We start from the raw sequence: 24,879 nt of genomic DNA on the forward strand, positions 1-24,879 counted from the left end.
TCGCTCACGCAAATGTGTTGTCGGGGCCGGTTTAGCCAAGCCCCTTCTTCGTTCGTGGTTGGGACTTCAAAGGGAGCGCGCAGCCCCTCCGTCGCAGCGGACCAGCGTTCCCGTGACATAGCTTGCCGGTTCGCTGCAGAGGAAGGCGGCCGTTGCAGCGAATTCTTCGACACGGCCATAGCGGCCGACGGGAATGCGCTGCTGGCGCTCGGCGCTGACGTCTTCCAGGCTCCGGTTTCCGCGTTTGGCTGCGGCGGTATCAAGCTCGGCCAATCGGTCGGTGGCGATGCTGCCCGGCAGAAGCATGTTCACCGTGATGCCATGCGCGGCCACCTCGCTCGCCAGCGTCTTGCTCCATCCGGCCAGTGCCGGCCGCAGCGTGTTGGAAAGCGCGAGGTTGGGAATGGGCTCGATGACGCCGGAGGAGGCGACCGTGAGAATGCGTCCCCAGCCTTGGGCCTTCATGTCAGGAAGCAGGGCGTTGGTGAGGGTAATGATCCGCGACACCATGGAGACGAAATAGGTCTCCAGCCGGTCCGCGGTCATATCCTCCGTCGTTCCGGGCGTCGGGCCGCCGCTATTGTTGACGAGAATGTCGATGCCGCCGAGCTTCTCGGTCGCAGCCTTAGTGACGACATCAACGAAGTTCTCGTCGTTGAGATCAGCCCAGATCCAGTCTGCCCGACCCTTGCCTTCGGCGTTGATGGCCTTGCAATTGCTTTCGAGCCTTTCGCCACTGCGGCCGCAGAGCAGGACGTTCACGCCCTCGCGGGCCAGCGCCACCGCGATTCCATGGCCGAGCCCCTTGGATGAGGCAAGCACCAGCGCGCGCTTTCCGCCGATACGAAGATCCATCTCGATCACCCTTCATGCTATCCGCAATTTCCTGATCGGCTCTTATAGAGCGCCATCGAGCGATTATGGAAGTCACGCTCCGGAGATGGCGATAAATACCTTCAGAATATTGACGTTAACGTAAGGGTAATTTAACTTGTTTTGCGCGCTGGACGAATTGGAGGATTGCCTGTCGCTTCCCGGCTCGACAATCCTCTCCCGTTTTGACAAGAGATAAACGAAACGGGGAAGACGCCCAAGGGGATAAGGCTGTGATCCGATATCATCGGACGCCGCCAAGCGGAGAAGATGAATGACTGACGCGAGCGAGCTGCCGGAACGCGAGAGCATGGAATTCGACGTTGTGATTGTCGGCGCAGGCCCTGCGGGGCTTTCGGCGGCGATCCGGCTGAAGCAGATCAACCCCGATCTGACCGTCGTCGTGCTCGAGAAGGGGGCCGAAGTCGGCGCGCATATCCTGTCGGGCGCCGTCGTCGATCCGATCGGCATCGACCGGTTGCTGCCGGGCTGGCGCGAAGAGGAGGGCCATCCCTTCAAGACCGAGGTGACGGACGATCACTTCCTGTTCCTGGGTCCCGCCGGCTCCGTCCGTCTGCCGAATTTTATGATGCCGCCGCTGATGAGCAATCACGGCAATTATATCGTCTCGCTCGGCAATGTCTGTCGCTGGCTAGCCGAGAAGGCCGAGGCTCTGGGCGTCGAGATCTATCCCGGCTTTGCCGCGACCGAAGTGCTCTATAATGACGAGGGCGCCGTCATCGGCGTCGCCACCGGCGACATGGGCATCGAGAAGAACGGCGAGCCCGGTCCGAACTATACCCGCGGCATGGCATTGCTCGGCAAATACGTGCTGATTGGCGAGGGCGTGCGCGGCTCGCTCGCCAAGCAGCTCATTGCCAAGTTCGATCTGTCGCGGAACAGCGATGTGCCGAAGTTCGGCATCGGCATCAAGGAACTCTGGGAGATCAAGCCGGAGAACCACAGACAAGGCCTCGTGCAGCACTCCTTCGGCTGGCCGCTCGGCATGAAGACGGGCGGCGGCTCGTTCCTCTATCATCTGGAGGACAATCTCGTCGCCGTCGGCTTCGTCGTGCACCTGAACTACAAGAACCCCTATCTCTATCCTTTCGAGGAATTCCAGCGCTTCAAGACGCATCCGGCGATCCGCGGCACCTTCGAGGGCGGCAAGCGCATCTCCTATGGTGCCCGCGCCATCACCGAAGGCGGATATCAGTCGGTGCCGAAGCTGACCTTCCCGGGCGGCGCGCTGATCGGCTGTTCGGCCGGCTTCGTCAACGTTCCTCGCATCAAGGGTAGCCACAATGCGGTACTATCAGGCATGCTGGCGGCCGACAGGATCGCCGAGGCGATCGCGGCCGGCCGCGGCAACGACGAAGTGATCGAGATCGAGAACGAATGGCGCGCCTCCGACATCGGCAAGGACTTGAAGCGCGTCAGGAACGTCAAGCCGCTGTGGTCGAACTTCGGCACGGCGGTCGGCGTGGCGCTCGGTGGCCTCGACATGTGGACGAACCAGCTCCTCGGCTTCTCCTTCTTCGGCACGCTGAAGCACGGCAAGACGGATGCGCAGAGCCTGGAGCCGGCGGCGAAGCACACGAAAATCGACTATCCGAAGCCGGACGGCGTCTTGACCTTCGACCGCCTCTCCTCGGTGTTCCTGTCCAACACCAATCACGAGGAAGACCAGCCGGTGCATCTGCAGGTCAGGGATATGGCGCTGCAGGTATCGTCGGAACACGATATCTATGCCGGCCCTTCTACGCGCTACTGTCCGGCGGGCGTCTATGAGTGGGTGGAGAAGGACGGCAAGGAAACCTTTGTCATCAACGCTCAGAATTGCGTCCACTGCAAAACCTGCGACATCAAGGATCCCAACCAGAACATAAACTGGGTTCCGCCGCAGGGCGGTGAGGGACCGGTCTATCCGAATATGTGAGATGCAATGACCGGGATCGGGCAAAAGACCTGGGTGATTCGTTCAGCCAGGGCCGACGAGCTGCACTTGCTCGCCGCTATCGAGATCGATGCCTTTGGGGCTCTGCACGAGGCCGGCGCGGTCGCCTGCGAGCCGACGTCGCTGCCTCTCAACGTGTTGGAGCAATCCCGAGCAGAAGACTTGCTGTTCGTAGCTGTCGACGGCGACGACCGGCCATTCGGTTTCCTCGCGGGCATCCGCAAGGACGGTTCCGTTTATATCGCCGAAATCGATGTCGTCAGGCGCTGGCAGAAGCAAGGCGTCGGGCGCCGGCTGATGGAGGCTGTGATTGCAGCGGCCAGAACACAGGGTGCTGCTGGGGTTACTCTGACGACAGATCGTCAGGTAGCCTTCAACGCGCCTTTCTATGCCTCGATGGGCTTTCGCATCCTGGAGGGTGAGGAAAGGCCGGCCGTCCTCACGCAGATTCTGGAGAATGAGGTTGCCCACGGCGCCGATCGGCTCAGGCGTGTGGCTATGGCGCTTCGTTTCTGATCCTTGTTCCAAGGCTTGCATCGGAACAAATAGAAATAGAGCGGTTCGGCATTTAGCCGAACCGCTCTATTTCTCCGCGAGAGGCGGATTAGTGCTGGGCAGCCTTCCGGGCGAGTAAGCCGGTGGAGAGGGCAACGCCGGTGCCGGTCACGATTGCTGCAGCAATGCCGGCTATTCCGATTTCTTCGCCGAGCAGGAAGCCGCCGCCGATCGTCGCGAGAACGGGGGTGATCGCGGTGAAGGCCGCGGCCTGTGTGCCACCAAGAGCCTGCACGGCAAGGCCGTAGGCGAGGGTGGCGGCAAGGCCGGACAGCAGGCCTTGGCTGACGATCTGCAGGCCGATTTCAGGCAGCGGCACCGAGGTCAGCGAGCTGCCGAAGATGGCGGCCAGCCCGACATGGATCAGGAACGACCAGACGGCGATGATGGCGCTCGATTGCACGGCGTTGAGCCCGGAGCGGCGGAAGGCATGGGTGTAGCTTGCCCAGAGTACGGCCGACAGCGGCAGCAGCGTGAAGCCCTCCCAGGAGATCTGCACGCCGTAGAGGCTGCGGGCAAGCAGGATCACGACGCCGGCGACGATGCCGCCAAGACCGAGCCAGCGGGTGATATCAAGCCGCTCGCGAAAGATCAGCACGCCGATCAGCGCGGTTGCCAGTGGCATGGAGCCGCCGAGCAGGATACCGGCTGACGAAGCGGGCGTGAATTGAATGGCGAGCGTGGTCAGCTGAAAGAAGAGGGCACCGGAGCCGCAGACCATCAGCGCCAGCAATTTCAGCGGCACGCCTTTCGGCAGCAGGCCTGTCCGCCACCAGACGGGAGCCAGCACCAGCGCCGGAACGCCATAGCGCAGCAAGCCAAGGTCGATCGTGCTCATCTGGGTCTCGGCGGTATGGCGGGTGGCCAGGATCCAGTTCGCCCAGATCAAGACGGTGACGACAGCACCCGCATAGCCGATCGCGGTAGGGGTTGCCTTGTGAGTGGAGAGAGACAAAGCGGTCATCGACATATCCTTTCCAATTATCCGGTTATCGTTCGAATGAGGAAAAGATAGCGCCGAAGGCCGAGGCATGTCCTTGCTAGTTATGGCTGAAAAATCATGCTATCAGCAATAACCTGCCAATATTGGCAACTGGATTTATTGGATATGCCAAAACTGGATAAATTCGATATTGCGATCCTCAACTGCCTGCAACAGGATGCGCGGGCGACCAATGTCGAGATCGCCGAGCGCGTAAACCTCTCGCCATCGCCCTGCCTGCGGCGCATTCGCAATCTGGAAAAATCGGGGCTCCTGCGTGGCTACCGCGCCGATATCGACCGCAAGGAGGCCGGTCTCGGCCTGACGGTTTTCGTGGAGCTCAAGGTCGGCCATCATTCGAAGGAGAATTCGGAAGCGCAGCAGGCCGCATTGCTGGCCATTCCGGAAATCGTCGCCTGTCATCTGATTTCGGGAACCGCCGATTTCCTGGCGGAAGTCGTGGTGGAGGATCTTGCCGCCTACGAAAAGGTGATGTCGGAGAAGCTTCTGGTCCTTCCCGGCGTGGTCGACCTGCGCTCGAATTTCGCGATCCGGACCCTCAAGACCAATGGCGTGCTGAAACTGCCTGCGCCGGAGTGAAAATGAAAAGGGGCCGCTGCCGGCCCCTTTGTCGTGAGAGCTTTATTATCCTCAGAGCATCGTGCCGCTGAGGATCAGCAGGGCGACCGAGAAGTAGATCACCAGGCCAGTGACATCGACCAGCGTCGCGACGAAGGGCGCCGATGCGCTGGCCGGGTCGAGCCGCAGCTTCTGCAGAACGAATGGCAGCATCGAGCCGGCGAGCGAACCGAAGGTGACGATGCCGATCAGGGCCGCAAAGACGGTAAAGGCGACCAGCTGCCAGTGCGGGCCATAATCGAACAGGCCGATATTCTGCCAAAGGACGATGCGGGCGAAGCCGACGAGGCCGAGGATCGCGCCGAGCACGATGCCCGTCGGCAGTTCGCGGAACGCCACGCGCCACCAGTCGGAAAGCTTGAGTTCGCCGAGCGCCAGCGCCCGGATGATCAGCGACGTTGCCTGGGAGCCGGAATTGCCGCCCGAGCTCATGATCAGCGGGATGAACAGCGTCAGCACGACGGCCTTTTCCAGCTCGCCCTCGAAGTGCTGCATCGCGCTTGCCGTCAGCATTTCGCCGAGGAAGAGTGCTGCGAGCCAGCCGGCGCGCTTGCGGATCATGCCGGCAAAGCTGATCTTCATGTAGGGCTGGCCGAGTGCTTCCATGCCGCCGAACTTCTGGGCGTCCTCGGTCGTATCGGCGATCATCGTGTCGATGACGTCGTCGACGGTGACGATGCCGAGCATCATGCCCTTGTCATCCACGACCGGAAGCGCCAGCAGATCGTGGCGGCGGATCAGGCGAGCGACATCCTCCTGCTTCATCAGCGGCGGCGCCGTGACCGGCGTGCCCTTCTGCGCCACGGTGAGGATACAGGCGTCGGGCTCGCCGGTGATCAGGCGACGCAGCGTCACGACATGCAGCAGCACATGCGTCTCGTCGTCGAGGACATAGATGGCATAGACGGTTTCGCGGGAGCGCTCGACCTGGCGAACGTGATCGAGCGTCTGTGCAACGGTCCAGCTGGCGAGAACGCTGACGAATTCCGTCGTCATGATGCCGCCGGCCGTGCGCGGCGGATAGCCCATCAGCCCCTGGATCGCTAGCCGGGCATGCTCGTCGAAGGTGGCGAAGAGCCGGGTGCGCGCCTCGACATCCATTTCGAGCAGCACGTCGGCGACGCGGTCGTTGGACATGCCATGCAGCAGCCGCGCGGCATCGCTGTTGCTCATGACTTCGAGGATGGCAGGCGCGTTGCGAAGTTCGGGCCGGTCGAGAATGCGCACAGCGCGCTCTTCCGGCATCTTGGCGAGGATGCGCGCAGCCTCGGATGCCCCAAGCGCATTCAGCGACTCGACACGCTCGGCGATGGTTACGGCACGGTTGTTATTGATGAATGCGCGCGCGGCATTGCCTGCCCGCACGGGAAAGCTGTTTACGTTCATTATAGCTCGCCTTTCCGGTCGATCCGCCGTCGTAGCGGATCGTGGCGAGCCGACAGGAGTCGGTTAGTGCACGAATGCTACTGACGGCAAAGGCAATCGACTACTACTGTCGCTAGGCATCGAAAGATGGCTCCGGTTGATCGGTATGGAAAACGCTGTTCCCCACGTGCGGAGAAGTCGCGCCGAAGGAATAAAAAGTCAAGAGGTGGACGCGCCTAAACGCGCGATCCTGCGATAAAAATTTGCTTAGGTGGCTGCAAATTTTTGCGATGCAACAAAACCTAGCGCAAATGCGTTAAGACAAGACGGTCGGGCGACATGCGCCCGACCTGATCTGTCGCGAATATTGGTCACTCAGAAACCGGCCAGAACGACCTTTCCCTTCATCTTGCCGGTCTCGACGAGGGCATGCGCCTTCTTGAGATTGGCGGCATTGATCGTGCCCGCGGTCTCGGTCAGCGTCGACCTGATCTTGCCGGCATCCACCAGTTCGGCGATCTTCGTCAACAGGTTATGCTGCTCGATCATGTCGGCAGTGTTATAGAGGGGGCGAGTGAACATCATCTCCCAATGGATCGATATCGCCTTCCACTTGAAGGGCACGACATCGAGCGTTTTCGGATCGTCGATGAGGGCGAACCGGCCCTGGGCCGCGATGGCCTCCGCGATCGAGGCGATGTGATCCAAGGTGTTGGTCGTGGAGAAGACGAAAGCGGGGGCGCCGATGCCAAGCGCCTCGATCTGCGGTGCAAGCGGTTTCGAATGATCGATGACGTGATGGGCACCGAGTTCCTTCGCCCAGACCTGCGTTTCCGGCCTGGACGCCGTGGCGATGACGGTGAGATCGGTCAGCGCGCGCGCGATCTGGATGGCGATCGATCCGACGCCGCCGGCGCCGCCGATGATGAGGACTGCATTCGCCGCTCCGGGGACGGGGTCCTGAACCTTCAGGCGGTCGAACAGCGTTTCATAAGCAGTGATCGATGTCAGCGGCAGAGCAGCTGCGGCCGGAAAATCGAGGCTCTTCGGCTTGGCTCCCACGATGCGCTCGTCGACCAGATGAAATTCCATATTCGAGCCCCCGCGATTGATGGTGCCGGCATAGAACACTTCGTCCCCTGGCTTGAACATGGTGACCTCGGGACCGACGGCCTTGACGATGCCGGCTGCGTCCCAGCCGATAATCTTGTATTCGCCCTCGGTGGGGGCGACGCTGGCGCGGACTTTGACATCGACCGGATTGACCGAGACGGCTTTCACTTCGACAAGGAGATCGCGGCCCTTGGCCTCGGGTGTCGGCAGATCGATATCGATCAGCGATGTCTCGGCGGAAATGGGGTGAGGATGCTGGTAGGCGACTGCACGCATGGGAGAAGCTCCTGGTTTTGTTGCACAGAGGCTAAATGCGCATTATGGTTAGAGGGCGCAAGAATGCACAAATTCTGTACGTAAGTACAAAAAGGATACTGTCGATGTCACTTCCCCGCTCCAAGCTTGTCGGGAATTTTCCAGGATGTCCGGTCGAGGCGACGCTGAGCCTTCTCGATGGCAAATGGAAGGGAGTTGTTCTTTTTCATCTGATGGAGGGAACACTGCGTTTCAACGAGATTCGTCGCAAGCTGCCGTCGGTGACACAGCGGATGCTGACGAAGCAATTGCGGGAATTGGAGGAATCCGGGCTGATCTCACGCACCATCTTTCCGGTCGTGCCGCCGCGCGTCGATTATGCGCTGACGCCGCTTGGCGCCAGCCTGGGACCGATCATCAAGGCGATGGCGGTATGGGGCGAGGAGAATGTATTCTGCCACGACGGGCGCCAGCAGCTCGCCGCACCGGGAATGTCATGCGTGTCCGGTGCGACGCTCCAGGCCAACTGAAATAGCGAAGACGGCAAGACCGCCAACGGAGAGGACCGCGCCGACATAGCCGGTCGCAGCAGCCGTGAAGCCCCAGGAGATTACCAGGCCGCCGAGCCAGGCGCCAAGCGCATTGGCGATGTTGAAGGCGGAATGGTTGGAGGCGGCGGCCAGCGTCTGCGCATCCGCCGCCACATCCATCAGGCGCGTCTGCACGGCCGGACAGGCAGCAAAGCCGCAGCCGATCAGGAAGACGCAGATGCAGAGCATGACGGGATTGGCAGCCGTCAGCGAGAAGAGCGTCATGATGACGATGTTGAAGATCATCATGCCGCCGATCGTGCCCTTGATCGAGATGTCGCCAAGTCGCGAGCCGACGATATTGCCGACATTCATACCGATGCCGAAGAGCGCAAGCACGACAGGCACCATGGCGGTGCCGAGGCCGGCGACCTCGGTCGTCGTCGTGGCGACATAGCTGAAGATGGAGAACATGCCGCCGAAGCCGACCGCGGCGACGCCAAGCGAAAGCCAGACCTGGATGCGCTTCAGCGCGCCGAGCTCGCGGGTGATGCTGGCGCCTTCCTCGACCTTGTCCCTCGGCAGGAACAGGGCGATGAGCAGCATGGTGACGAGACCGACGCCGCCGACCATCATGAAGGCAGCACGCCATTCGAGCAACTGGCCGAGGAAGGTGGCGATCGGCGTGCCGATCAGCGTCGCGATCGTCAGGCCGAGCATGACCTGCCCGACGGCGCGCACGCGGCGATGGACTGGCACCATGGAGGCGGCAACCAGCGCCGCGACACCGAAATAGGCGCCGTGCGGCAGGCCGGTGACGAAGCGCAGCGCTGTGAAGCTTTCGAAGGTCGGCGCGAAGGCGCTGGAAATATTGCCGGCGGCAAAGATCGCCATCATCAGCAGGAGCAGCGTGCGCCGAGCCATCTTGGCGGCGAGCACGGCGATAACAGGCGCACCGACGACGACGCCGAGCGCATAGGCGCTGATCACATGGCCCGCTTCCGGCGTCGTGACGCCGAAGGTGTCGGCGACGTTGGGCAGAAGTCCCATAATGACGAATTCGCCCGTACCGATGCCGAAGCTGCCGACGGCCAGAGCCAGGGTCACCAGCGCGATGGCGGTGCGCGACGGCGCTTCGATGATGGCCTGGCTATCGAGGGCCTCGACGGAAATATCGCTCACGGAAACTCCTTGGGCGGCACACCAAGGGGAAGCGCCGCGATCGGGCAGCGAACCCCGCATTCGGCGCTCAGTGCATCAGGACGAAATAAGGAACTGGAGGGGCACGAACATGCCTCGCGCGATACTATCGATGAGGCCGCCACTGCTGTCGCGTGCATTTTTTGCAGTGCAGCATGTCGCGCGGCGCATAAGTGCGCGCTGCACAATCCGACGGGAGCTAAGGATTCTTGAAATCGCCTCGTCCGGGACCATTTGTGGAAGAAGCGCACGGGGTTTCAGCCCTTATTGAGATGAAGACTACGGAAAATCCGAGAGCCCCATGAAACTGATCGGCTTTTTCAATCGAGATGGCGGTACTTTCCGCACGACTGATATGGCGGCCTATGAGAGGACAGCGGAGCAGGTCTTCCGCGACGCCGGACATGATTTCGAGGCTGTGGTCGTGGAGGGCCGCGATATCGTCTCGGCGATGGAGCGCGCGGCGCGGCGCGACGATATCGACGGTATCGTCGCCGGCGGCGGGGATGGCACGATTTCGGCCGCTGCCGCCATCGCCTGGAAGAACGGCGTCGCCCTTGGCGTCATTCCGGCCGGCACCATGAACCTCTTTGCCCGCTCGCTGCGCCTGCCGCTCGACATCTGGCAGACGCTGGGCGTACTCGCGCGAGGCGAGGTCGACAATGTCGATATCGGCAGTGCCAACGGGCGCGCTTTCGTGCATCAGTTTTCGGCGGGCCTGCATGCGCGCATGGTGCGTTATCGCAACGGCTATAGCTATCGCTCGCGCATCGGGAAGATGTCGGCCAGCACGCGGGCCGCTTTCGGCGTCATCGCCAATCCGCCGGAATTCGACGTCGATTTCGAGGCCGGCGATATTCGCGAGCGCCGGCATGTCTCGGCGATCTCCGTTTCCAACAACCCCTTCGGCGCCAACGCGCTGCTTTATGCCGACAGCCTGCGCAGCGGTGAGCTCGGCTTCTACACCGCAAAGCCCCTGCGGCCGCTCGGCGTTGCCCGTCTCGCCATCGACATGTTGCGCGGCCGCGTTCGCGAGAACAACGATGTCATGGTCATGCACGCGCCGCAGGTGCATCTGCACTTCCCGAAGCTACGCCATCTCGCCAACTGCGTCATGGACGGCGAACTCCTGCCGCTCGAGCGCGACGTGACGCTCAAGGTTCATCCCGGCGAACTCAAGGTGATGGTTCGGGAAGGGACCGCCGCCAGCATCGCCCGCGAGGGCGCCGTCGACAACGTCGCCATCTGAAGCGCTTAAATGCGGGGCAGGTAGGTCCGGTAATCGAAATCGGAAACCGTGCGCAGGTGGCGGATCGCTTCCTTATGCTTCGTCTCGCCGTAAAGCCGCTGATACCGCTCGCCGAAAATGTCGGCAATGAAGGCGGAAGCGCGGAAGCGCTCGACCGAGGTCAGAAAATCATGCGTCAGCCGCGGCGCATCGGCCGGCACATGAGACGGCGTCGTTTCCTCGCCGGGGTCCAGGTCGTTCTGCAGGCCGAGCAGCATGCCGCCGAGGATTGCCGCTAGCATCAGGTAGGGATTGACGTCGGCGCCGGCGACGCGATGCTCGATGCGCGCTCCCGGTCCATCCTTCTCGGGAATGCGTACGGCGGTGCCGCGATGGCCAAAGCCCCAGGTGAGATCGACGGGGGCAAACGAGCCCGGCTGGAAGCGGCGATAGGAATTGGCATAGGGCGCAAAGACTAGCTGTGCTTCCTGCAGCGTCTGCAGCAGTCCCGCGCAGATCGACTTCAGTCTCTTCGGCTCGCCGCCTTCCGCGTCGAGGATATTGCGGCCCCGAGTGTCGATGATACTGGCATGCACATGCAGCCCGGAGCCGGCATGATCGGTATAGGGCTTGGCCATGCAGGTCGATTTCAGGCCGTGCTTTCGCGCTGCCTGCTCGGCCACGCGCTTCAGCATGATGCAGTCGTCGGCGGCGGCAAGGGCATCCGGGCAATGCAATAGGTTGATCTCGAACTGGCCGGGGCCGAACTCCGCCGTCGTCGCATCCGCCGGCAACCCTTGCGTCCTCGCATAGCTGCGCAGCGTTTCGAGGTAATCGTCGAGGAGGTCGACGGCATCCATGTCGTAAAGCTGGAAGCCGTTCGGCTCGTCCCGATAGGTCAGCGCTGATGGCGGCGACGGGATGCCTTTTTCGCGCCAATCGCCGGCCAACAGATAGAATTCCAGCTCGGTTGCGACGACGGGCGTCAGGCCGAGCGCCTTGTAGCGATCGAGCACGGCCGCAAGAATGGCGCGCGGATCCTGAAAGCTCGGGCTGCCGTCAAGCTCATGCATGGTGGCCAGCACCTGTTTGGACCCAGATGGCGCCCAGGGCATATCGACGAGCGTGCGCGGGTCCGCAACGCAGTCCCCGTCGGGATCGCCGATCGTCAGCGACAGTCCGGTAATATCGTCATTGTCGTCGCCCCAGATATCGAGCGATTGCGTCGAGGTCGGCAGCCGCACGGCGCCGGACCAGACTTTCTTTTCGGCCGAAATCGGGATCTGCTTGCCTCTGAGCCGGCCGTTCATGTCCGAGATCAGCACTTCGATGCGCGCGTTACCTTCGGTTGCGTTGTCGGCCGCCATGCTCTTGTAAATCCCCAATGCTCACGGCATGGTCGTAAACGATGATAGCTTCCAGTCAAGTCTGGCCATGCTGCGGCTTCGTGCCAGGTCCCTCATCCTAACCCTCTTCCCGCATTTGCGGGCAGAGGGACACAACAGTGCCGGCCGTACCCAAAGCGGACAATTCGGCACTTTAACTCCCTCTCCCCGTTCGACGGGGAGAGGGCTGGGGTGAGGGGCCTGGCACATAATCGCATCGTTGGCGGATTTGCCTGACAGGCACCGATCTCAATAAGGTTACAGCCATGCCAGATACGTCCAACCGCTCCAATCTCGCCGCCCTCGATGCCGCCCATCACCTCCATCCCTTCGCGGACATGAAGAAGTTGAACGCGGACGGCGCGCGCGTCATTCAGCGGGGCGAGGGTGTCTATATTTTCGACGCAGAAGGGCGGAAGTATCTGGATGGGTTTGCCGGCCTCTGGTGCGTCAACATCGGCTACGGCCGCACTGAAATCGCCGATGCTGTTTCCAGGCAGATGAACGAGCTGCCCTATTACAACACCTTCTTCGGCACCACGACCACACCGGCGACGCTTCTCGCCGAAAAGGTCTGCGCCCATGCCGGGCCGCAATTCAACCATGTGTTCTTCACCAATTCCGGTTCCGAGGCCAACGATACCTGGTTCCGCATGGCCAGGGTCTATTGGGGCGCCATGGGTAAGCCGACGAAGAAAACCATCATTGCCCGCAGGAACGGTTATCACGGCTCGACCGTCGCCGGCGCCAGCATGGGCGGCATGAAATATATGCATGAACAGGGGGATCTGCCGATCCCGGGCGTCGTCCATATCGGCCAGCCCTATTGGTATGGCGAGGGCGGCGATCTGTCGCCGGAGGACTTTGGCCTCAAGATTGCGCGCGAACTCGAGGCGAAGATCGACGAGCTGGGCGAGGATAATATCGCGGCCTTCATCGCCGAGCCGGTGCAGGGCGCCGGCGGCGTCATCATCCCGCCATCGACCTATTGGCCGGAGATCTCGCGTATCTGCAAGGCGAGGAACATTCTGCTCGTCTGCGATGAAGTCATCTGCGGCTTTGGCCGTCTCGGCGCATGGTTCGGCCATCAGGATTTCGGTGTCGAACCCGATCTCGCGCCGATCGCCAAGGGCCTGTCGTCAGGCTACCTGCCGATCGGCGGCGTGCTTGTGAGCGATCGTATCGCCGACGTGCTGATCAATGAAGTCGGCGAATTCAACCACGGTTTCACCTATTCCGGCCACCCGGTCTGCGCGGCCGCCGCTCTCGAAAACCTCAGGATCATCGAGGAGGAAGGACTGGTGGAGCGCGTGCGCGACGACATCGGCCCTTACTTCGCCAAAGCCTGGGGCAGCCTTGCCGATCACGACATGGTTGGCGAAGCGGTCAGCATCGGCTTGATGGGGGCATTGCAGCTTGCCGCCGACAAATCGACCCGCCGCCGCTTCGAAAAGCCGGACGCAATAGGTGCGGCAGTGCGCAACCATGCCCTGGCGAACGGCCTGGTGCTGCGCGCCACCGGCGATCGCATGCTGGCCTCGCCGCCGCTCGTCATCAGCCATGAGGAAGTGGATGCGATGGTGCGCATCGCGCGCGACGCTCTCGATGCCGTCTGGACGGACGTGAAATCGTAACTAGAGCTTGGCCGTTGGTGCCGGTACTTCCCATTTGCCCGCCTTGTGAAGGGCAAGCGTCAGCGCGGCGACATGGATCATCTGGATCATTTCCCCTCCAGCGCCAGCTCGATCGCCTGCCGGATCGGCATGCGGATCAGGCGGATGCGCTCGGTCGGGTCATCTGCCGGCTTGGCGGCTAGTTCGACATTGCGGGCAATAACGATATGCGCGAGATTGGTGTGCGTGGCCGGATTGGGCGCAAGCTTGCCGACATACTCCCAATCGCGGGAGGAAAGACCGGTTTCCTCGCGCAGCTCCCGCGCCGCCGCCTCGACCGGGCTTGCATCGCTCGCATCCATGGCCCCACCGGGAAGCTCGAGCGCCACAACGCCCAATCCGTGACGATACTGCTGAACGAGATAGATGTGATCCTCGGCATCGAGCGCGATGATCTCGACCCAATCGGGATATTCCAGCACGTAAAAGGGCGCAATCTCCGTGCCCTCCGCCGTCACGCAGGTGTCGGCGCGGACTTTCAGCCAGCGATCATGAACCAGATGCGTTGAGTTCGTCGTCCGCCAGGGCGGAAGATCCGCGGTGTCGGATAGAAGGCTGGCGATCTCGTCTTTCGGGCTCACGCGCGGTTCAGCTCCTGTTTCGGATGGGTCCGGGCATAGGTGAGAGATGCCTAGAGCATGATGCCGAAAAGTGTAGGCGGTTTTCGGACGACATCACGCTCTACTTCTTTGATTCTAGAGCGGATTCAGATTTTAGGTCGAACAGACCTAAAATCATCCGGCTCTAGGCATCCTGATGATTACGGTCGAAGATCTTGCGCACGATGTAGTTCGGCGAGAGATCGTCGCGATAATAGATGCGCGCGATCATTTCGGCGAGAATGCCCGTGGTGATCATCTGCACCGACGACAGGAGCAGCACGACGCCGACCATCAGCAGCGGACGGCTGCCGATATCGTCGCCGAAGATGAACTTGTCGATGAAGAGCCAGAGCAGGATCAGGGCGGCGAGCGCGCCGAGCCCGAGCCCGAGCGAGCCGAAGAAATGCCCTGGCCGCGCCTTGTAGCGCATGAAGAACATCACCGACAGCAAATCGAGAATAACGCGGAAGGTGCGGGAAATCCCGTATTTCGACGTGCCGTGCTGGCGGGCGTGATGGGTAACGGGGACTTCGCCGATGCGCGAGCTTGGTACGACGCCGGCGACCCAGGCAGGAATGAAGCGGTGCATCTCGCCCATCAGCTTCACCTGCTTGATGATCGAAGCGCGATAGATCTTCAAGCTGCAGCCATAGTCGTGCAGCTTCACGCCGGTGATGCGGCCGATCAGGTAGTTGGCGCACCAGGAGGGGATCTTGCGCAGAAGCAGCCCGTCCTGACGGTTCTTGCGCCAGCCGACGAGCAGGTCGAGCTGCCGCCGTTCCAGCTCCTCGACCATCGAGGGGATATCCTTCGGGTCGTTCTGCAGATCGCCGTCCATGGTGGCGATCAGGCGGCCGTTGGCCGCATCGATGCCGGCCTGCATGGCGGCCGTCTGACCGAAATTGCGCTGAAGCTCAACGATGCGCAGCGTCAGCCCGTCGTGCGAAAGTGAGCGGCGCGCGTTTGCCAGCGTCGCATCCGTGCTGCCGTCATCGACCAGGATCAGTTCCCAGGATTTGGCAAAGCTCGTCATGGCGGAACAGATGCGCTCGATCAGCGGTCCGACGCTTTCTTCCTCGTTGAAGACGGGCACGACCAGCGAAAGCTCGAGGGGGCTTGCCGTATCGGCCTGGGGGAGGGTCGACTCTGCCGTTGTCTGCAACACTTCTTTCTCCTAAAAGACCGGCAGTACCTGCCGGACGAAACGAGCGAGAAGTCCGGTTTCAGCTTCCGCTCGCCTTTGGGTGCCCTAACTACATGAAGACTCCGACGGTTGCCAGCCGACAGAATTGGTTTATTCGCAACCGAATGACGCTGCTGACGCTCGCCGTCGTCCTTGCTTATGCCGGCTTCATCGAATGGTTCTGGGGCTGGAGTTCCATCCTGGCGCAATGGGCCAAGGTCGGCGCCTTGCCGATCCTTCTCGCCCTGGTGCTTCTGACAGGCACTTACTTCCTGCGCACCTGGCGCATCTACGACTATTTCCCGAAGGAAACCGCAGGCCATTTTGCGGCGTTGTTCCGCGTCACGCAGGTTCATAATCTGCTGAACATCATGATGCCGTTCCGCACCGGCGAGACCAGTTTCCCGGTACTGATGCGCTCGGAATTCGGCATTCCGCTGGCGCGTGGAACCTCGGCGCTGTTCGTCATGCGGCTGCTCGACCTGCATGCGCTGCTGGCAGCCGCAGGCATCGGCCTTGCGCTTGCCGCGCCCTATCATGTCCTGGCCTGGATCGCATGGGGTGCTTTCCTGCTGCTGCCCGTTGTGGGCTTTGCTTCCCGCCGGCCGCTGATCCGCCTTGCGGCCCACATCCTGCCGAAGAAGGCGCAAGGTCTGGTCCACGAGCTGGAACGCGGCTTGCCGATCGATATCGGCGCTTTTGCGCGCGCCTGGCTGACGACGGTGGTCAATTGGCTGGTAAAGGTCGTCGTCCTTGCCTGGGCGCTCGGCCTCATGAACGTCACCCCGCTTTCGGCAAGCTTCGGCGGCGCACTCGGCGGTGAACTGTCGTCCGTCCTGCCTGTGCATGCGCCGGGTGGTGTGGGCACTTATCCGGCCGGCATCACCGCCGGAGCCATGGCCTTCGGTGCCTCGGGCGAGAAGGCGGCGATTGAAAATCTCGCCCAGGCCAGCATCAATGCCCACCTGCTGATCGTCGTTTCGGCGCTGACGGGGACCGCGATCGGATTGCTGGTCTCGCGCAAGCGGCACTGACCCCGCTATTGCAGCGTCTTGCCCGCAAGCTCGGTCAACCGCTTGCGCAGGAATGCCTGCTCCGGCGCCTGGTGACACAGCGAAAGTGCCATTTCATAAGATTGCCGCGCCTCGTCCGACCGTCCGAGCTGCCTGAGGAAATCGGCCTTCGCGGCATGAGTGAGGTGATACCGCGCCATGCGCTCCTCCTGCAGCAGCCCATCGACGATGGAAAGTGCCGCTGCCGGACCGTCGCACATGGAGATGGCGACCGCTCGATTGAGCTCGATCACCGGGGAGGGGCTCGCCGTCAGCAGCAGGTCGTAGAGCATCACGAGCTTTCGCCAGTCGGTATCATCAGTGGTCACAGCGCGGGCATGTTCCGCCGCAATCGCGGCCTGCAACGCATAGCTGCCGACGCTTTCGGCCGCCATCGCTCTTGCCGACAGTGTCAGGCCTTCGCGGATCTGGCCGCTATCCCAAAGCGCGCGATCCTGATCGACAAGCAGCACCAGATCGCCGGCGGCATTGGTGCGGGCAAGCCGGCGCGAATCCTGCAGCAGCATGATCGCAAGCAATCCTTCGACCTCCGGATCCGGCAATAGCTGCAGCAGGAGCCTGCCGAGGCGAATGGCTTCGGCCGCAAGGTCGGCACGGACGATCGCCGAGCCTGATGATGCCGAATAGCCCTCGTTGAAGACGAGGTAGATGACATGCAGCACCTGTGCCAGACGCTCCGGCAGCTCCGTCTTGCCAGGCACTTCATAGGGAATATGGGCGGCGCGGATGCGGTTCTTGGCCCGGACGATGCGCTGGGCGACGGTCGGTGCCGGGATCAGGAAAGCATGGGCGATCTCTTCCGTCGTCAGGCCGCAGACCTCGCGTAGCGCCATCGCCATGCGCGCCTCGGAGGCAATAAGCGGATGGCAGCAGGTGAAGATCAGCCGCAGCATGTCGTCTTCGATCTCTTCGTTTTCTGCGATTTCCATCGCCTCTCCCTCCGGATAAAGGCTGTCTGTAATGTCCGGGCGGGACGCGTCGAAGCGCGTCCGGCGCCGGATATGATCGATGGCGCGGAAGCGGCCGGCAGAGACGAGCCAGGCATAGGGATTGGCCGGGATCGTCTCGTCCGTCCATTGCTGCGCCGCCGCCGCGAAGGCATCGTGAAGCGCTTCCTCGGCGCGGTCGAAATCGCCGAGCAAACGGATCAGCGTTGCCAGCACGCGGCGCGAATGGCTGCGATAGATGCTGTCGATGGTCTGGTTCAGCGACACGGCATCAACCTTCCTCCGCCAGGTCTCCCCGAAGGGTCAGGATGCGCACCGGACGAATCTCGATGGTGCCGTAGCGCGCAGAGGGAATGCGTTTGGCGATCTCGGTTGCGCCATCCAGGTCGGGAGCATCGATGAGATAGAACCCGGCCAGATATTCCTTCGTCTCCACGAACGGCCCATCGGTCACCGAAAACGTATCGCCGTCGGGGCGGATGACGATCGATTTGTTTCGGAGCTCCAGCGCATCCGAAACGATCAGCGTGCCGTCCTGCCGCAGGCCTTCGTCATAGACGAAATGCTCGCCGATCAGGTGGTTCATTTCGTTCGGCGTCAATCGTCCGTCGACATCGATGGACGTGTAGATCAGGCATAGAAACCGCATGTCTTTTTCCCTCCGCAGCTACTCGTCCGGAAAGCGGATGTCGAAGGCCGCACGAACCTCGATCATGCCGTAGCGCGCGACGGGGAAGGTAGCAGCGATATCAGTTGCTTCCTTGATATCCCGCGCCTCGATCAGCACGAAGCCGCCCAGATGCTCCTTGATCTCGGCGAAAGGGCCGTCGGTGACGATGGCGTCGCCCTTGCGCACCCGGACCGTTCTGGCGGTCTCTGGCTCGCGCAAGGCATTGGCGACGATGAGATGGCCGCTCTCGCGCAGCCGGTTGTCGTTGTCGATCGAATCCTGTGTCAGCTTTCGCCCTTCCTCTTCGGAAAGCTTGGCGATCTCGTCACTTTCGAACCACACTTGGCAAAGGAATTTCATCTGAGCCTCCTCAAACATCAGGGCCGAAGGAATAGATCGGCCGCACCTCTATGCTGCCGAGCTTGGCGAGCGGGATGCCGGCGGCGACACGGATCGCATCGTTCAGGTCTTTCGCTTCGATCAGGATGAAGCCGCCGAGATATTCCTTGGTTTCGATGAAGGGGCCGTCGGTCACCGATGTCTCGCCGTTGCGGACCCGCACCGTCACGGCCGAGCTGGGTGATTGCAGCGCCTCCGCATGGATCATGTGGCCGCTTGCCATCAGATCGCGGTCATAGCCGAGCGAATCCGCATCGAGCTTGCGTTTTTCCTCTTTGGTCATGAGATCGAGCCTCGTGCCATCGAACCAGACTTGGCAGAGATATTTCATCACAGCGTCTCCTCTTTCAATTTGCTGACAGCCATAGACGAGCGGCTGCCAAGCAAATCGACATCCCGATCCGCAGCATGACAAAATTTTTTGGCTCTGTCGAAAAAGGCGATCGCCGGTCGACCAGTTCCGTCATCTCAAAAGGAGAAACGGACATGTACAACCTGGAAGCAGCCCTCATCTATCACTGGCACAAGAAGACGCTGTCGGAGGAGGAGATACTGCAAATGTCAAATCCCCGCGAAGCGGTTCTTCGCACGGCGATCGGATTTGCCATTTTTGCCGCGATGATTCTTGGTCTGAATTTGTGGGCAACGCCAAACGACGAACGGCCGCAAGTGGCGGCCGTTTATCAGGCGCAATCGGTGTCAGCAGATAAGCAATAGGGCGAAGCCCCATTGCCTCCTGGTGCGTGGTTTATTGGAACGCCGTTTCGAAGAAGCTGCGCAGCTTGCGCGAATGCAGCGCTTCCGGCGGCATCGCGGCTAGCTTCTGGATGGCGCGGATGCCGATCTGCAGATGCTGGTTCACCTGCGTGCGGTAGAAGGCGGTCGCCATGCCCGGCAGCTTCAGCTCGCCGTGCAGTGGCTTATCCGAAACGCAGAGAAGCGTGCCGTAGGGAACACGGAAGCGGAAGCCGTTGGCGGCGATCGTTGCCGATTCCATATCGAGTGCGACCGCGCGAGCCTGGGACAGCCGCTTGACGGGGCCGGCCTGATCGCGCAGTTCCCAGTTGCGGTTGTCGATGGTGCCGACGGTGCCCGTGCGCATGATGCGCTTCAGCTCGAAACCCTCGTAGCCGGTGATCTCGGCAACGGCCGCTTCCAGTGCCACCTGCACTTCGGCGAGCGCTGGGATCGGCACCCAGACCGGCAAGTCGTCGTCGAGAACGTGATCCTCGCGCATATAGGCATGGGCGAGCACATAGTCGCCAAGCCGCTGGCTGTTGCGCAAGCCCGCGCAATGGCCGAGCATCAGCCATGCATGCGGGCGCAGCACGGCAACATGGTCAGTGATCGTCTTGGCGTTGGAGGGACCGACGCCGATATTGATCATGGTGATGCCGGCATGTCCCTTCTTCTTTAGATGGTAGGCTGGCATCTGCGGCAGCCGCGGCGGCGTGGTGTCGCCTTCCGGATGGCTTGAGCCGGCCAGTGTGATGATGTTGCCGGGCTCGACGAAGGCCGTATAGCCGTCGCCGCCCTTGACCATCACGTCGCGCGCCCAATTGCAGAATTCGTCGATATAGAACTGGTAGTTCGTGAACAGCACGAAATTCTGGAAATGTGCCGCACTGGTCGCGGTGTAGTGGGCGAGGCGGGCCAGCGAATAGTCGATGCGCTGCGCGGTAAAAGGTGCAAGCGGCGAGGGCTCGCCCGGCGGCGGAATATATTCGCCATTGGCGATCTCGTCGTCTGTCGTGTTCAGGTCCGGCGTATCGAAGAGGTCACGCAGCGGAATATCCTCGAAGATGGCCGCGGAAGCCTCGACATGCGCACCCTCGCCGAATGCGAAGTGCAGCGGGATCGGCGTATTCGATTCCGAGACGACCACAGGCACATTGTGGCTGCGCATCAGGAGCGTCAGTTGCTCCTTGAGATAATGCTTGAAAAGCTGCGGGCGCGTGATGGTCGTCGTATAGACGCCGGGCGCCGTGACATGGCCGTAGGAGAGACGCGAATCGACATGGCCGAAGCTGGTCGTCTCGATGCTGACCTGCGGATAGAAGGCGCGGTAGCGCGCCGTGATCGGCGCGCCCTTGGCAAGCTTGGTGAAATTGTCGATCAGGAACGCCGTATTGCGCTCGTAAAGCTCCGTCAGCGCCTCGACGGCTTTAGCCGGATCATCGAAGGTCCGCGGCTGGAACGGGCTGGGGGAGGAGATGTCGAGAGGTGAAAAGGGAGAGATTCTGTTGCTCATGAGCCATTATAGAGTGTCGTTGGTTACAAGCAAACGACGTCGCAAGAGGTGGCTCGGATTCTCGCAGCTATTTTTGCAGCCGCCTCAAGGCCTGCGCGGGATCGTCGCGCAGGCATTCGTCATTGCACCGTCGTGCAATAAGGCGTGCCGGTCTCCACGCAGGTGAAGCTTGCACCGAAATGCGACTGCGCTCCGCTGCGGCCGGCGTGTTCGACCGCAACCGAGAAGCTGAACGCAAAGATGGCGGCAAACAGCATAATGATGACGAAACGCCGTGCCATGATGATCGAGTCCATGTCCTTGGCCCTACCCGTGCCCTATACTGGACACCGTTTTGCCATGGTCAGGCTGAACAGGTGCTGAGATACCGGTTCATCCGGCGTTCATAAATATTGCCGGTCTCGAATTGTCGCCAGGGTCTCTCCATAGGCAAACAAGAAGAGGCCTGCCGACCAGTGGCGGGCAGGCCGATAATGTTTCCTGGATAGAAAAGTGCCTTTTATAGCCTCGTCCAGGTCTGCGACTTGCAGAATATCTTGAGAACGCAGCCCCTCATCTTGACGCTATTGCCGCTCACGGTGCCGGAGCCGCTATAGGTCTTGTTTTCGGAAGGGTCGGTGAGTTCGCCGGTATAGCTGGCGCCTTTGCCCTGCATCCTGCCGATCTGCTTGCCGGCATATTTTCCGGTCTTCAGCGTCACGCAATAGCTGTCCGCACAAGGCGCAATGGCGGCGGTATCGCCCTCGACTGTTTTCCAGTTGCCGACGATCGGCTCTTCGGCAAAGGCCGCACTCGCGCTCACGAGCAGTGCGGCAGCAAGAATGGTGGCACGGATCATGGTGTTATTATTCCTCCCCCCAAGGTGCCATCCGGCTCCATGGCCGGGAACGTGGCGAGATTATCTAACGCGAACGTAAAGGTAAATATGGTTTTCGGTGCGGAAAAACTGCGATCCCGCCGGCTGTCCACGCTTCATCAAAATACGGCATCGGACTGAACTGCGCTCATTTTGTGGTGAAGGAAGGGTTTAAATCCAAATCCTAACGGAAGGTTAAGCTCGCCCGAAAATCCTTAATTTGCAAGGGAAGCGATGTTTAACAAAATCCCAAGTTTACCAAGCGTTTGCACTTTGTTTGCATCGAATTAATCATGCATTTTAGGCGTTTTTTGAAAGCCGTCTGCGATAGTGAAGCCATCAAACGAGCGGGGCAAACCCGCCGGCCGGAAGAACCGGAAAGCCGCGAACGACGGCAAGGCTCGGACGGAAAGCAGGGCAGATACGAACGGAAGTAAAACAGGGATAAAAGCAATGGCACGCTTCGAAATGACGACGTCTGGAAATGCCATGATGGGTGGTAACAGCGCCGATGCCCTTTGCGAACTGGGCGTGAACTACGCGACCGGCAGGGGCTGCACCGCGGACCTCGTTGCCGCCCACAAATGGTTGAATATCGCAGCCATCCGTGGCAGCGAGCGCGCCGCCGAGCTTCGTGCCGACGTCGCCGCGACCTTGACCAAGATGCAGCTCGCCGCAGCGCTGCGCGCCGCCCGCGAGTGGATGACCACGCACTGAGGCGTGCCGCAAACAATACAACGTACTGACTGATCTCGAAGGAGGGGATGTCGGCGGTCGAAGGAGAGGCGAGCGCCGAAATGATGAAAACCGCGACCGGCCGGGACAAGGCAGGCGCGGTTTCGTCGTTTTAGAGCAATTCCCGGAAAAGTGCGCAGCGGTTTTCCGTCCGGAATTGCGTGAGAATATCGACGTGGAGCGATTCCGCGAAACGCTTCACGCCTCAGCCGATCGCCTTCAGCACTTTCGGCAGCGCCTCGGCCAGCAGGTCCAGATCCTGTTTGGGGCCAACGCTGATACGGATGCAGCGATTGAGCGGCGCAACGCCCGGCATGCGGATGAAGACGCCGTGCTGGATCAGCCCGTCGACGATCGCGCGCGCATAGGTGCCGTCCCGACCGCAATCGATAGCGACGAAGTTGGTGGCGGAGGTGAGCGGTAAAAGCCCGTTATCGCGGGCAATGGTGCCGATCTCCTCGCGCGCAGCGGCGATCTTGCCAACCACTTCTGTGAGATAGGCTTGATCTTTCAGCGCGGCCAGAGCCGCCACCGTTGCAAGCCTGTTCATGCCGAAATGGTTGCGGATCTTGTCGAAGGCCAGCACCGTCTCCGGCGTGCCTATGGCATAGCCGACGCGGGCGCCGGCGAGGCCATAGGCCTTGGAGAAGGTGCGGGTGCGGAGCACATTCGGCAGGTCGATCAGGTCAGAAATATCAGGCAGCGAGCTTGCGGGACCGGTCTCGCTATAGGCTTCGTCAAGGACCAGCAGGCAGCTTTCCGGCAGGGCGCGGGCAAAGGCGACGATCCTGTCCGCCTCCCACCAGCTTCCCATCGGATTGTCGGGATTGGCGAAATAGACGAGCGGCGCATTTTCGCGCTTCACCGCGTCGAGCAATCCATCGAGATCCTCGCGATCATTGACGTAAGGTGCGGTAACCAGGCGGCCGCCAAAGCCGGCGACATGGAAATTGAAGGTGGGATAGCCGCCGAGCGAGGTGACGACGGGCGTACCCGGTTCGATGACCATGCGGGCGATCAGGCCAAGCAGACTGTCGATGCCTTCACCGACGGCGATATTGGCGGATTGAACGCCGAGATGCGCCGCAAGCGCATGCTTCAGCTCGAAATTTTCCGGATCGTTGTACATCCAGATATCGCCGGCCCGCTCGCGCATGGCTGACAAGACCGAGGGCGCAGGCCCGAAGCCGTTCTCATTGGCGCCGATGCGCGCCTTGACGCCGAGGCCACGCTGGCGCTCCAGCGCTTCGGGGCCGACGAATGGAACGGTGGAGGGAAGGGCGCTGATCAGCGGCGTGAAGCGCGAGAAGGCGGACATGCTGGCTTGTTTTCCCGAATTCAGTTGCAAGGCGCCGCAGAATAGACCCTCGGTGGGCCGTTGCAAGAGCGGAAGACGCTGCTTCCGGATTGCTCCAACGGTGGTCATCTGTTCCGGTTGCTTTTGACATTTGCCAGATCGCGCTTGCCCCAATTCAACAGCTCGCTTGACAGAAATTCGGCCCGCGCGCATATACATTCTATGGGGTTGCGATCACCCCACGAGGCGACATGCCGAAGAATCGCGTCCATTGAACCGAACACCGGAGGGACGCGTTATGCCGTCATTTCTCGAAATTTCATCGGAAAAACTCAACCGCATCATCGGCACGCCGAATGCGCCCGCCATCATCGACGTGCGCACCGACGACGACTTTGCCAGCGACCCGAGGCTCGTACCTGGTTCCATTCGCCGAAACTATAAAGATTTGGGGAATTGGGCCGGCGACATTGGTGGCCCTGCCGTCATCGTGTGCCAAGGTGGCCTCAAGCTCAGCCATGGTGTTGCGGCCTATCTCCGGCAGGAGGGAACGCCGGCCGAAGTGCTGGAAGGTGGTTTCGAAGCATGGATACGCTCCGGTGGCGCGGCGGTGCCGAACGAGAAGCTGCCGCAGCGCAATCTGCAGGGGCGGACCGTCTGGGTCACCCGCTCGCGGCCGAAGATCGACCGTATCGCTTGCCCATGGCTGATCCGCCGCTTCGTCGATCCTTCGGCTGTTTTTCTATTCGTTCCGACCTCCGAGGTTTCCATGGTCGGAGATCGTTTCGGCGCGACGCCCTTCGACATAGAGCAGGTGTTCTGGAGCCACCGAGGAGAATTCTGCACCTTCGATGTCATGATCGAGGAATTTGGGCTTACCTCGGAACCTTTGTCGCGGCTGGCGACGATCGTGCGTGGCGCAGATACAGCTCGCCCGGATTTGGCGCCGGAAGTGCCTGGATTGCTTGCCGCCTCGCTTGGCCTGTCGCGGATGTTCAACGACGACCTGGAGCAGCTAGACGCCGGTATGCTCCTCTACGATGCCTTCTACCGCTGGTGCCGCGACGCCACCGACGAGACCCACAATTGGCCGAGCCAAAAGCGGGCATAG

Annotated in this window: 26 protein-coding genes; 10 read left to right on the top strand and 16 right to left on the bottom strand. The window is 61.3% G+C overall.

Features of this window, described 5'->3' with window-relative positions; translation table 11 throughout:
• Window positions 1-66: 66 nt before the first annotated feature.
• Window positions 67-855 carry an SDR family oxidoreductase gene (locus tag HGP12_RS22015; RefSeq protein WP_168842042.1) on the bottom strand — a complete coding sequence of 263 codons (789 nt, stop codon included), beginning with the start codon at window positions 853-855 and terminating at the stop codon, window positions 67-69.
• 292 nt (window positions 856-1,147) lie between these two features.
• Here HGP12_RS22015 and HGP12_RS22020 point away from each other — a divergent pair, with 292 nt between their 5' ends.
• Together HGP12_RS22020 and HGP12_RS22025 are read left to right on the top strand one after the other, a co-directional pair.
• Window positions 1,148-2,812, top strand: a complete 1,665-nt coding sequence (locus HGP12_RS22020) for an electron transfer flavoprotein-ubiquinone oxidoreductase (protein ID WP_168842043.1) — start codon at window positions 1,148-1,150, stop codon at window positions 2,810-2,812.
• Between the two features lie 6 nt (window positions 2,813-2,818).
• Window positions 2,819-3,346, top strand: coding sequence for a GNAT family N-acetyltransferase (locus tag HGP12_RS22025; protein ID WP_168842044.1), 528 nt, complete (start codon window positions 2,819-2,821; stop codon window positions 3,344-3,346).
• A gap of 88 nt (window positions 3,347-3,434) precedes the next feature.
• Here the strand turns inward: HGP12_RS22025 and HGP12_RS22030 are convergent, their stop codons facing one another.
• Window positions 3,435-4,349: a DMT family transporter gene (locus HGP12_RS22030; protein ID WP_168842045.1), complete on the bottom strand. Its 915-nt coding sequence runs from the start codon at window positions 4,347-4,349 to the stop codon at window positions 3,435-3,437.
• A gap of 96 nt (window positions 4,350-4,445) precedes the next feature.
• Between HGP12_RS22030 and HGP12_RS22035 the strand changes: the two genes are divergently transcribed.
• Window positions 4,446-4,967, top strand: a complete 522-nt coding sequence (locus HGP12_RS22035; RefSeq protein ID WP_409526857.1) for an Lrp/AsnC family transcriptional regulator — start codon at window positions 4,446-4,448, stop codon at window positions 4,965-4,967.
• 51 nt (window positions 4,968-5,018) lie between these two features.
• On the opposite strand, the gene mgtE is transcribed toward HGP12_RS22035, so the two are convergent.
• Both mgtE and HGP12_RS22045 read right to left on the bottom strand, forming a co-directional pair.
• Complete coding sequence (gene mgtE, locus HGP12_RS22040; RefSeq protein WP_168842047.1) at window positions 5,019-6,392, bottom strand: magnesium transporter; 1,374 nt, start codon at window positions 6,390-6,392, stop codon at window positions 5,019-5,021.
• A 354-nt stretch (window positions 6,393-6,746) separates the two neighbouring features.
• On the bottom strand, window positions 6,747-7,760 hold the full coding sequence (locus tag HGP12_RS22045) for a zinc-binding alcohol dehydrogenase family protein (protein WP_168842048.1): 1,014 nt from the start codon (window positions 7,758-7,760) through the stop codon (window positions 6,747-6,749).
• A gap of 104 nt (window positions 7,761-7,864) precedes the next feature.
• Here HGP12_RS22045 and HGP12_RS22050 point away from each other — a divergent pair, with 104 nt between their 5' ends.
• Entirely contained in the window at window positions 7,865-8,269 is a 405-nt protein-coding gene (locus tag HGP12_RS22050; protein ID WP_168842049.1) for a helix-turn-helix domain-containing protein, read from the top strand.
• Here the strand turns inward: HGP12_RS22050 and HGP12_RS22055 are convergent.
• On the bottom strand, window positions 8,234-9,451 hold the full coding sequence (locus tag HGP12_RS22055; protein WP_168842050.1) for an MFS transporter: 1,218 nt from the start codon (window positions 9,449-9,451) through the stop codon (window positions 8,234-8,236). The two genes, HGP12_RS22050 and HGP12_RS22055, sit on opposite strands and share 36 nt — an antisense overlap.
• A gap of 319 nt (window positions 9,452-9,770) precedes the next feature.
• On the opposite strand from HGP12_RS22055, the gene HGP12_RS22060 reads away from it, so the two are divergent.
• Window positions 9,771-10,718 carry a diacylglycerol/lipid kinase family protein gene (locus HGP12_RS22060; RefSeq protein WP_168842051.1) on the top strand — a complete coding sequence of 316 codons (948 nt, stop codon included), beginning with the start codon at window positions 9,771-9,773 and terminating at the stop codon, window positions 10,716-10,718.
• A 5-nt stretch (window positions 10,719-10,723) separates the two neighbouring features.
• Here the strand turns inward: HGP12_RS22060 and HGP12_RS22065 are convergent, their stop codons facing one another.
• Complete coding sequence (locus tag HGP12_RS22065; RefSeq protein WP_168842052.1) at window positions 10,724-12,064, bottom strand: glutamine synthetase family protein; 1,341 nt, start codon at window positions 12,062-12,064, stop codon at window positions 10,724-10,726.
• Between the two features lie 284 nt (window positions 12,065-12,348).
• On the opposite strand from HGP12_RS22065, the gene HGP12_RS22070 reads away from it, so the two are divergent.
• On the top strand, window positions 12,349-13,716 hold the full coding sequence (locus HGP12_RS22070; protein WP_168842053.1) for an aspartate aminotransferase family protein: 1,368 nt from the start codon (window positions 12,349-12,351) through the stop codon (window positions 13,714-13,716).
• Window positions 13,717-13,802: 86 nt separating this feature from the next.
• Here the strand turns inward: HGP12_RS22070 and HGP12_RS34680 are convergent, their stop codons facing one another.
• Window positions 13,803-14,336, bottom strand: coding sequence for an NUDIX hydrolase (locus tag HGP12_RS34680; RefSeq protein WP_312862922.1), 534 nt, complete (start codon window positions 14,334-14,336; stop codon window positions 13,803-13,805).
• Window positions 14,337-14,499: 163 nt separating this feature from the next.
• Window positions 14,500-15,519, bottom strand: a complete 1,020-nt coding sequence (locus HGP12_RS22080) for a glycosyltransferase family 2 protein (protein ID WP_168842189.1) — start codon at window positions 15,517-15,519, stop codon at window positions 14,500-14,502.
• Between the two features lie 95 nt (window positions 15,520-15,614).
• On the opposite strand from HGP12_RS22080, the gene HGP12_RS22085 reads away from it, so the two are divergent.
• A complete protein-coding gene (locus tag HGP12_RS22085) occupies window positions 15,615-16,574 on the top strand; it encodes a lysylphosphatidylglycerol synthase domain-containing protein (protein WP_168842054.1) in 960 nt (319 codons plus the stop codon).
• Between the two features lie 5 nt (window positions 16,575-16,579).
• Here the strand turns inward: HGP12_RS22085 and HGP12_RS22090 are convergent, their stop codons facing one another.
• The 4 genes from HGP12_RS22090 to HGP12_RS22105 are packed head-to-tail and all read right to left on the bottom strand — an operon-like array spanning window position 16,580 to window position 18,960.
• Complete coding sequence (locus HGP12_RS22090; protein WP_168842190.1) at window positions 16,580-17,821, bottom strand: RNA polymerase sigma factor; 1,242 nt, start codon at window positions 17,819-17,821, stop codon at window positions 16,580-16,582.
• A 10-nt stretch (window positions 17,822-17,831) separates the two neighbouring features.
• Window positions 17,832-18,209 carry a YciI family protein gene (locus tag HGP12_RS22095; RefSeq protein ID WP_168842055.1) on the bottom strand — a complete coding sequence of 126 codons (378 nt, stop codon included), beginning with the start codon at window positions 18,207-18,209 and terminating at the stop codon, window positions 17,832-17,834.
• An 18-nt stretch (window positions 18,210-18,227) separates the two neighbouring features.
• Window positions 18,228-18,590 (bottom strand): YciI family protein, encoded by a 363-nt coding sequence (locus tag HGP12_RS22100; RefSeq protein ID WP_168842056.1) that lies wholly within the window; start codon window positions 18,588-18,590, stop codon window positions 18,228-18,230.
• 10 nt (window positions 18,591-18,600) lie between these two features.
• Window positions 18,601-18,960 (bottom strand): YciI family protein, encoded by a 360-nt coding sequence (locus HGP12_RS22105; RefSeq protein WP_168842057.1) that lies wholly within the window; start codon window positions 18,958-18,960, stop codon window positions 18,601-18,603.
• 155 nt (window positions 18,961-19,115) lie between these two features.
• Here HGP12_RS22105 and HGP12_RS22110 point away from each other — a divergent pair, with 155 nt between their 5' ends.
• Window positions 19,116-19,346, top strand: a complete 231-nt coding sequence (locus HGP12_RS22110) for a hypothetical protein (RefSeq protein WP_168842058.1) — start codon at window positions 19,116-19,118, stop codon at window positions 19,344-19,346.
• Between the two features lie 31 nt (window positions 19,347-19,377).
• Here HGP12_RS22110 and HGP12_RS22115 read toward each other — a convergent pair whose 3' ends face one another.
• The 3 genes from HGP12_RS22115 to HGP12_RS22125 all read right to left on the bottom strand — a co-directional run bounded on the left by HGP12_RS22115 (window position 19,378) and on the right by HGP12_RS22125 (window position 21,718).
• Window positions 19,378-20,880, bottom strand: a complete 1,503-nt coding sequence (locus tag HGP12_RS22115) for an AMP nucleosidase (RefSeq protein WP_168842059.1) — start codon at window positions 20,878-20,880, stop codon at window positions 19,378-19,380.
• A 119-nt stretch (window positions 20,881-20,999) separates the two neighbouring features.
• Window positions 21,000-21,176 carry a hypothetical protein gene (locus tag HGP12_RS22120; RefSeq protein WP_168842060.1) on the bottom strand — a complete coding sequence of 59 codons (177 nt, stop codon included), beginning with the start codon at window positions 21,174-21,176 and terminating at the stop codon, window positions 21,000-21,002.
• A gap of 203 nt (window positions 21,177-21,379) precedes the next feature.
• Window positions 21,380-21,718 (bottom strand): DUF2147 domain-containing protein, encoded by a 339-nt coding sequence (locus HGP12_RS22125; RefSeq protein ID WP_168842061.1) that lies wholly within the window; start codon window positions 21,716-21,718, stop codon window positions 21,380-21,382.
• A 471-nt stretch (window positions 21,719-22,189) separates the two neighbouring features.
• Between HGP12_RS22125 and HGP12_RS22130 the strand changes: the two genes are divergently transcribed.
• Window positions 22,190-22,453 carry a sel1 repeat family protein gene (locus tag HGP12_RS22130; protein WP_168842062.1) on the top strand — a complete coding sequence of 88 codons (264 nt, stop codon included), beginning with the start codon at window positions 22,190-22,192 and terminating at the stop codon, window positions 22,451-22,453.
• Window positions 22,454-22,676: 223 nt separating this feature from the next.
• Here HGP12_RS22130 and HGP12_RS22135 read toward each other — a convergent pair whose 3' ends face one another.
• Window positions 22,677-23,789, bottom strand: a complete 1,113-nt coding sequence (locus HGP12_RS22135) for a pyridoxal phosphate-dependent aminotransferase (RefSeq protein WP_168842063.1) — start codon at window positions 23,787-23,789, stop codon at window positions 22,677-22,679.
• Window positions 23,790-24,066: 277 nt separating this feature from the next.
• Here HGP12_RS22135 and HGP12_RS22140 point away from each other — a divergent pair, with 277 nt between their 5' ends.
• Window positions 24,067-24,879 (top strand): chromate resistance protein ChrB domain-containing protein, encoded by an 813-nt coding sequence (locus HGP12_RS22140; protein WP_168842064.1) that lies wholly within the window; start codon window positions 24,067-24,069, stop codon window positions 24,877-24,879.

Origin of the sequence: Rhizobium sp. P28RR-XV, from assembly GCF_012641385.1 — a bacterium.
Lineage (GTDB): Bacteria > Pseudomonadota > Alphaproteobacteria > Rhizobiales > Rhizobiaceae > Rhizobium.

What these genes read in the sequence shown, in the direction of transcription:
- HGP12_RS22045 (WP_168842048.1), bottom strand. Translation starts at nt 7,760, where the DNA reads ATGCGTGCAGTCGCCTACCAGCATCCTCACCCCATTTCCGCCGAGACA.
- HGP12_RS22025 (WP_168842044.1), top strand. Translation starts at nt 2,819, where the DNA reads ATGACCGGGATCGGGCAAAAGACCTGGGTGATTCGTTCAGCCAGGGCC.
- HGP12_RS22050 (WP_168842049.1), top strand. Translation starts at nt 7,865, where the DNA reads ATGTCACTTCCCCGCTCCAAGCTTGTCGGGAATTTTCCAGGATGTCCG.
- HGP12_RS22015 (WP_168842042.1), bottom strand. Translation starts at nt 855, where the DNA reads ATGGATCTTCGTATCGGCGGAAAGCGCGCGCTGGTGCTTGCCTCATCC.
- HGP12_RS22085 (WP_168842054.1), top strand. Translation starts at nt 15,615, where the DNA reads ATGAAGACTCCGACGGTTGCCAGCCGACAGAATTGGTTTATTCGCAAC.
- HGP12_RS22035 (WP_409526857.1), top strand. Translation starts at nt 4,446, where the DNA reads ATGCTATCAGCAATAACCTGCCAATATTGGCAACTGGATTTATTGGAT.
- HGP12_RS22130 (WP_168842062.1), top strand. Translation starts at nt 22,190, where the DNA reads ATGGCACGCTTCGAAATGACGACGTCTGGAAATGCCATGATGGGTGGT.
- HGP12_RS22065 (WP_168842052.1), bottom strand. Translation starts at nt 12,064, where the DNA reads ATGGCGGCCGACAACGCAACCGAAGGTAACGCGCGCATCGAAGTGCTG.
- HGP12_RS22095 (WP_168842055.1), bottom strand. Translation starts at nt 18,209, where the DNA reads ATGCGGTTTCTATGCCTGATCTACACGTCCATCGATGTCGACGGACGA.
- HGP12_RS22120 (WP_168842060.1), bottom strand. Translation starts at nt 21,176, where the DNA reads ATGGACTCGATCATCATGGCACGGCGTTTCGTCATCATTATGCTGTTT.
- HGP12_RS22070 (WP_168842053.1), top strand. Translation starts at nt 12,349, where the DNA reads ATGCCAGATACGTCCAACCGCTCCAATCTCGCCGCCCTCGATGCCGCC.
- HGP12_RS22110 (WP_168842058.1), top strand. Translation starts at nt 19,116, where the DNA reads ATGTACAACCTGGAAGCAGCCCTCATCTATCACTGGCACAAGAAGACG.
- HGP12_RS22135 (WP_168842063.1), bottom strand. Translation starts at nt 23,789, where the DNA reads ATGTCCGCCTTCTCGCGCTTCACGCCGCTGATCAGCGCCCTTCCCTCC.
- HGP12_RS22125 (WP_168842061.1), bottom strand. Translation starts at nt 21,718, where the DNA reads ATGATCCGTGCCACCATTCTTGCTGCCGCACTGCTCGTGAGCGCGAGT.
- HGP12_RS22030 (WP_168842045.1), bottom strand. Translation starts at nt 4,349, where the DNA reads ATGACCGCTTTGTCTCTCTCCACTCACAAGGCAACCCCTACCGCGATC.
- HGP12_RS22020 (WP_168842043.1), top strand. Translation starts at nt 1,148, where the DNA reads ATGACTGACGCGAGCGAGCTGCCGGAACGCGAGAGCATGGAATTCGAC.
- HGP12_RS22100 (WP_168842056.1), bottom strand. Translation starts at nt 18,590, where the DNA reads ATGAAATTCCTTTGCCAAGTGTGGTTCGAAAGTGACGAGATCGCCAAG.
- HGP12_RS22105 (WP_168842057.1), bottom strand. Translation starts at nt 18,960, where the DNA reads ATGAAATATCTCTGCCAAGTCTGGTTCGATGGCACGAGGCTCGATCTC.
- HGP12_RS22115 (WP_168842059.1), bottom strand. Translation starts at nt 20,880, where the DNA reads ATGAGCAACAGAATCTCTCCCTTTTCACCTCTCGACATCTCCTCCCCC.
- mgtE (WP_168842047.1), bottom strand. Translation starts at nt 6,392, where the DNA reads ATGAACGTAAACAGCTTTCCCGTGCGGGCAGGCAATGCCGCGCGCGCA.
- HGP12_RS22060 (WP_168842051.1), top strand. Translation starts at nt 9,771, where the DNA reads ATGAAACTGATCGGCTTTTTCAATCGAGATGGCGGTACTTTCCGCACG.
- HGP12_RS22140 (WP_168842064.1), top strand. Translation starts at nt 24,067, where the DNA reads ATGCCGTCATTTCTCGAAATTTCATCGGAAAAACTCAACCGCATCATC.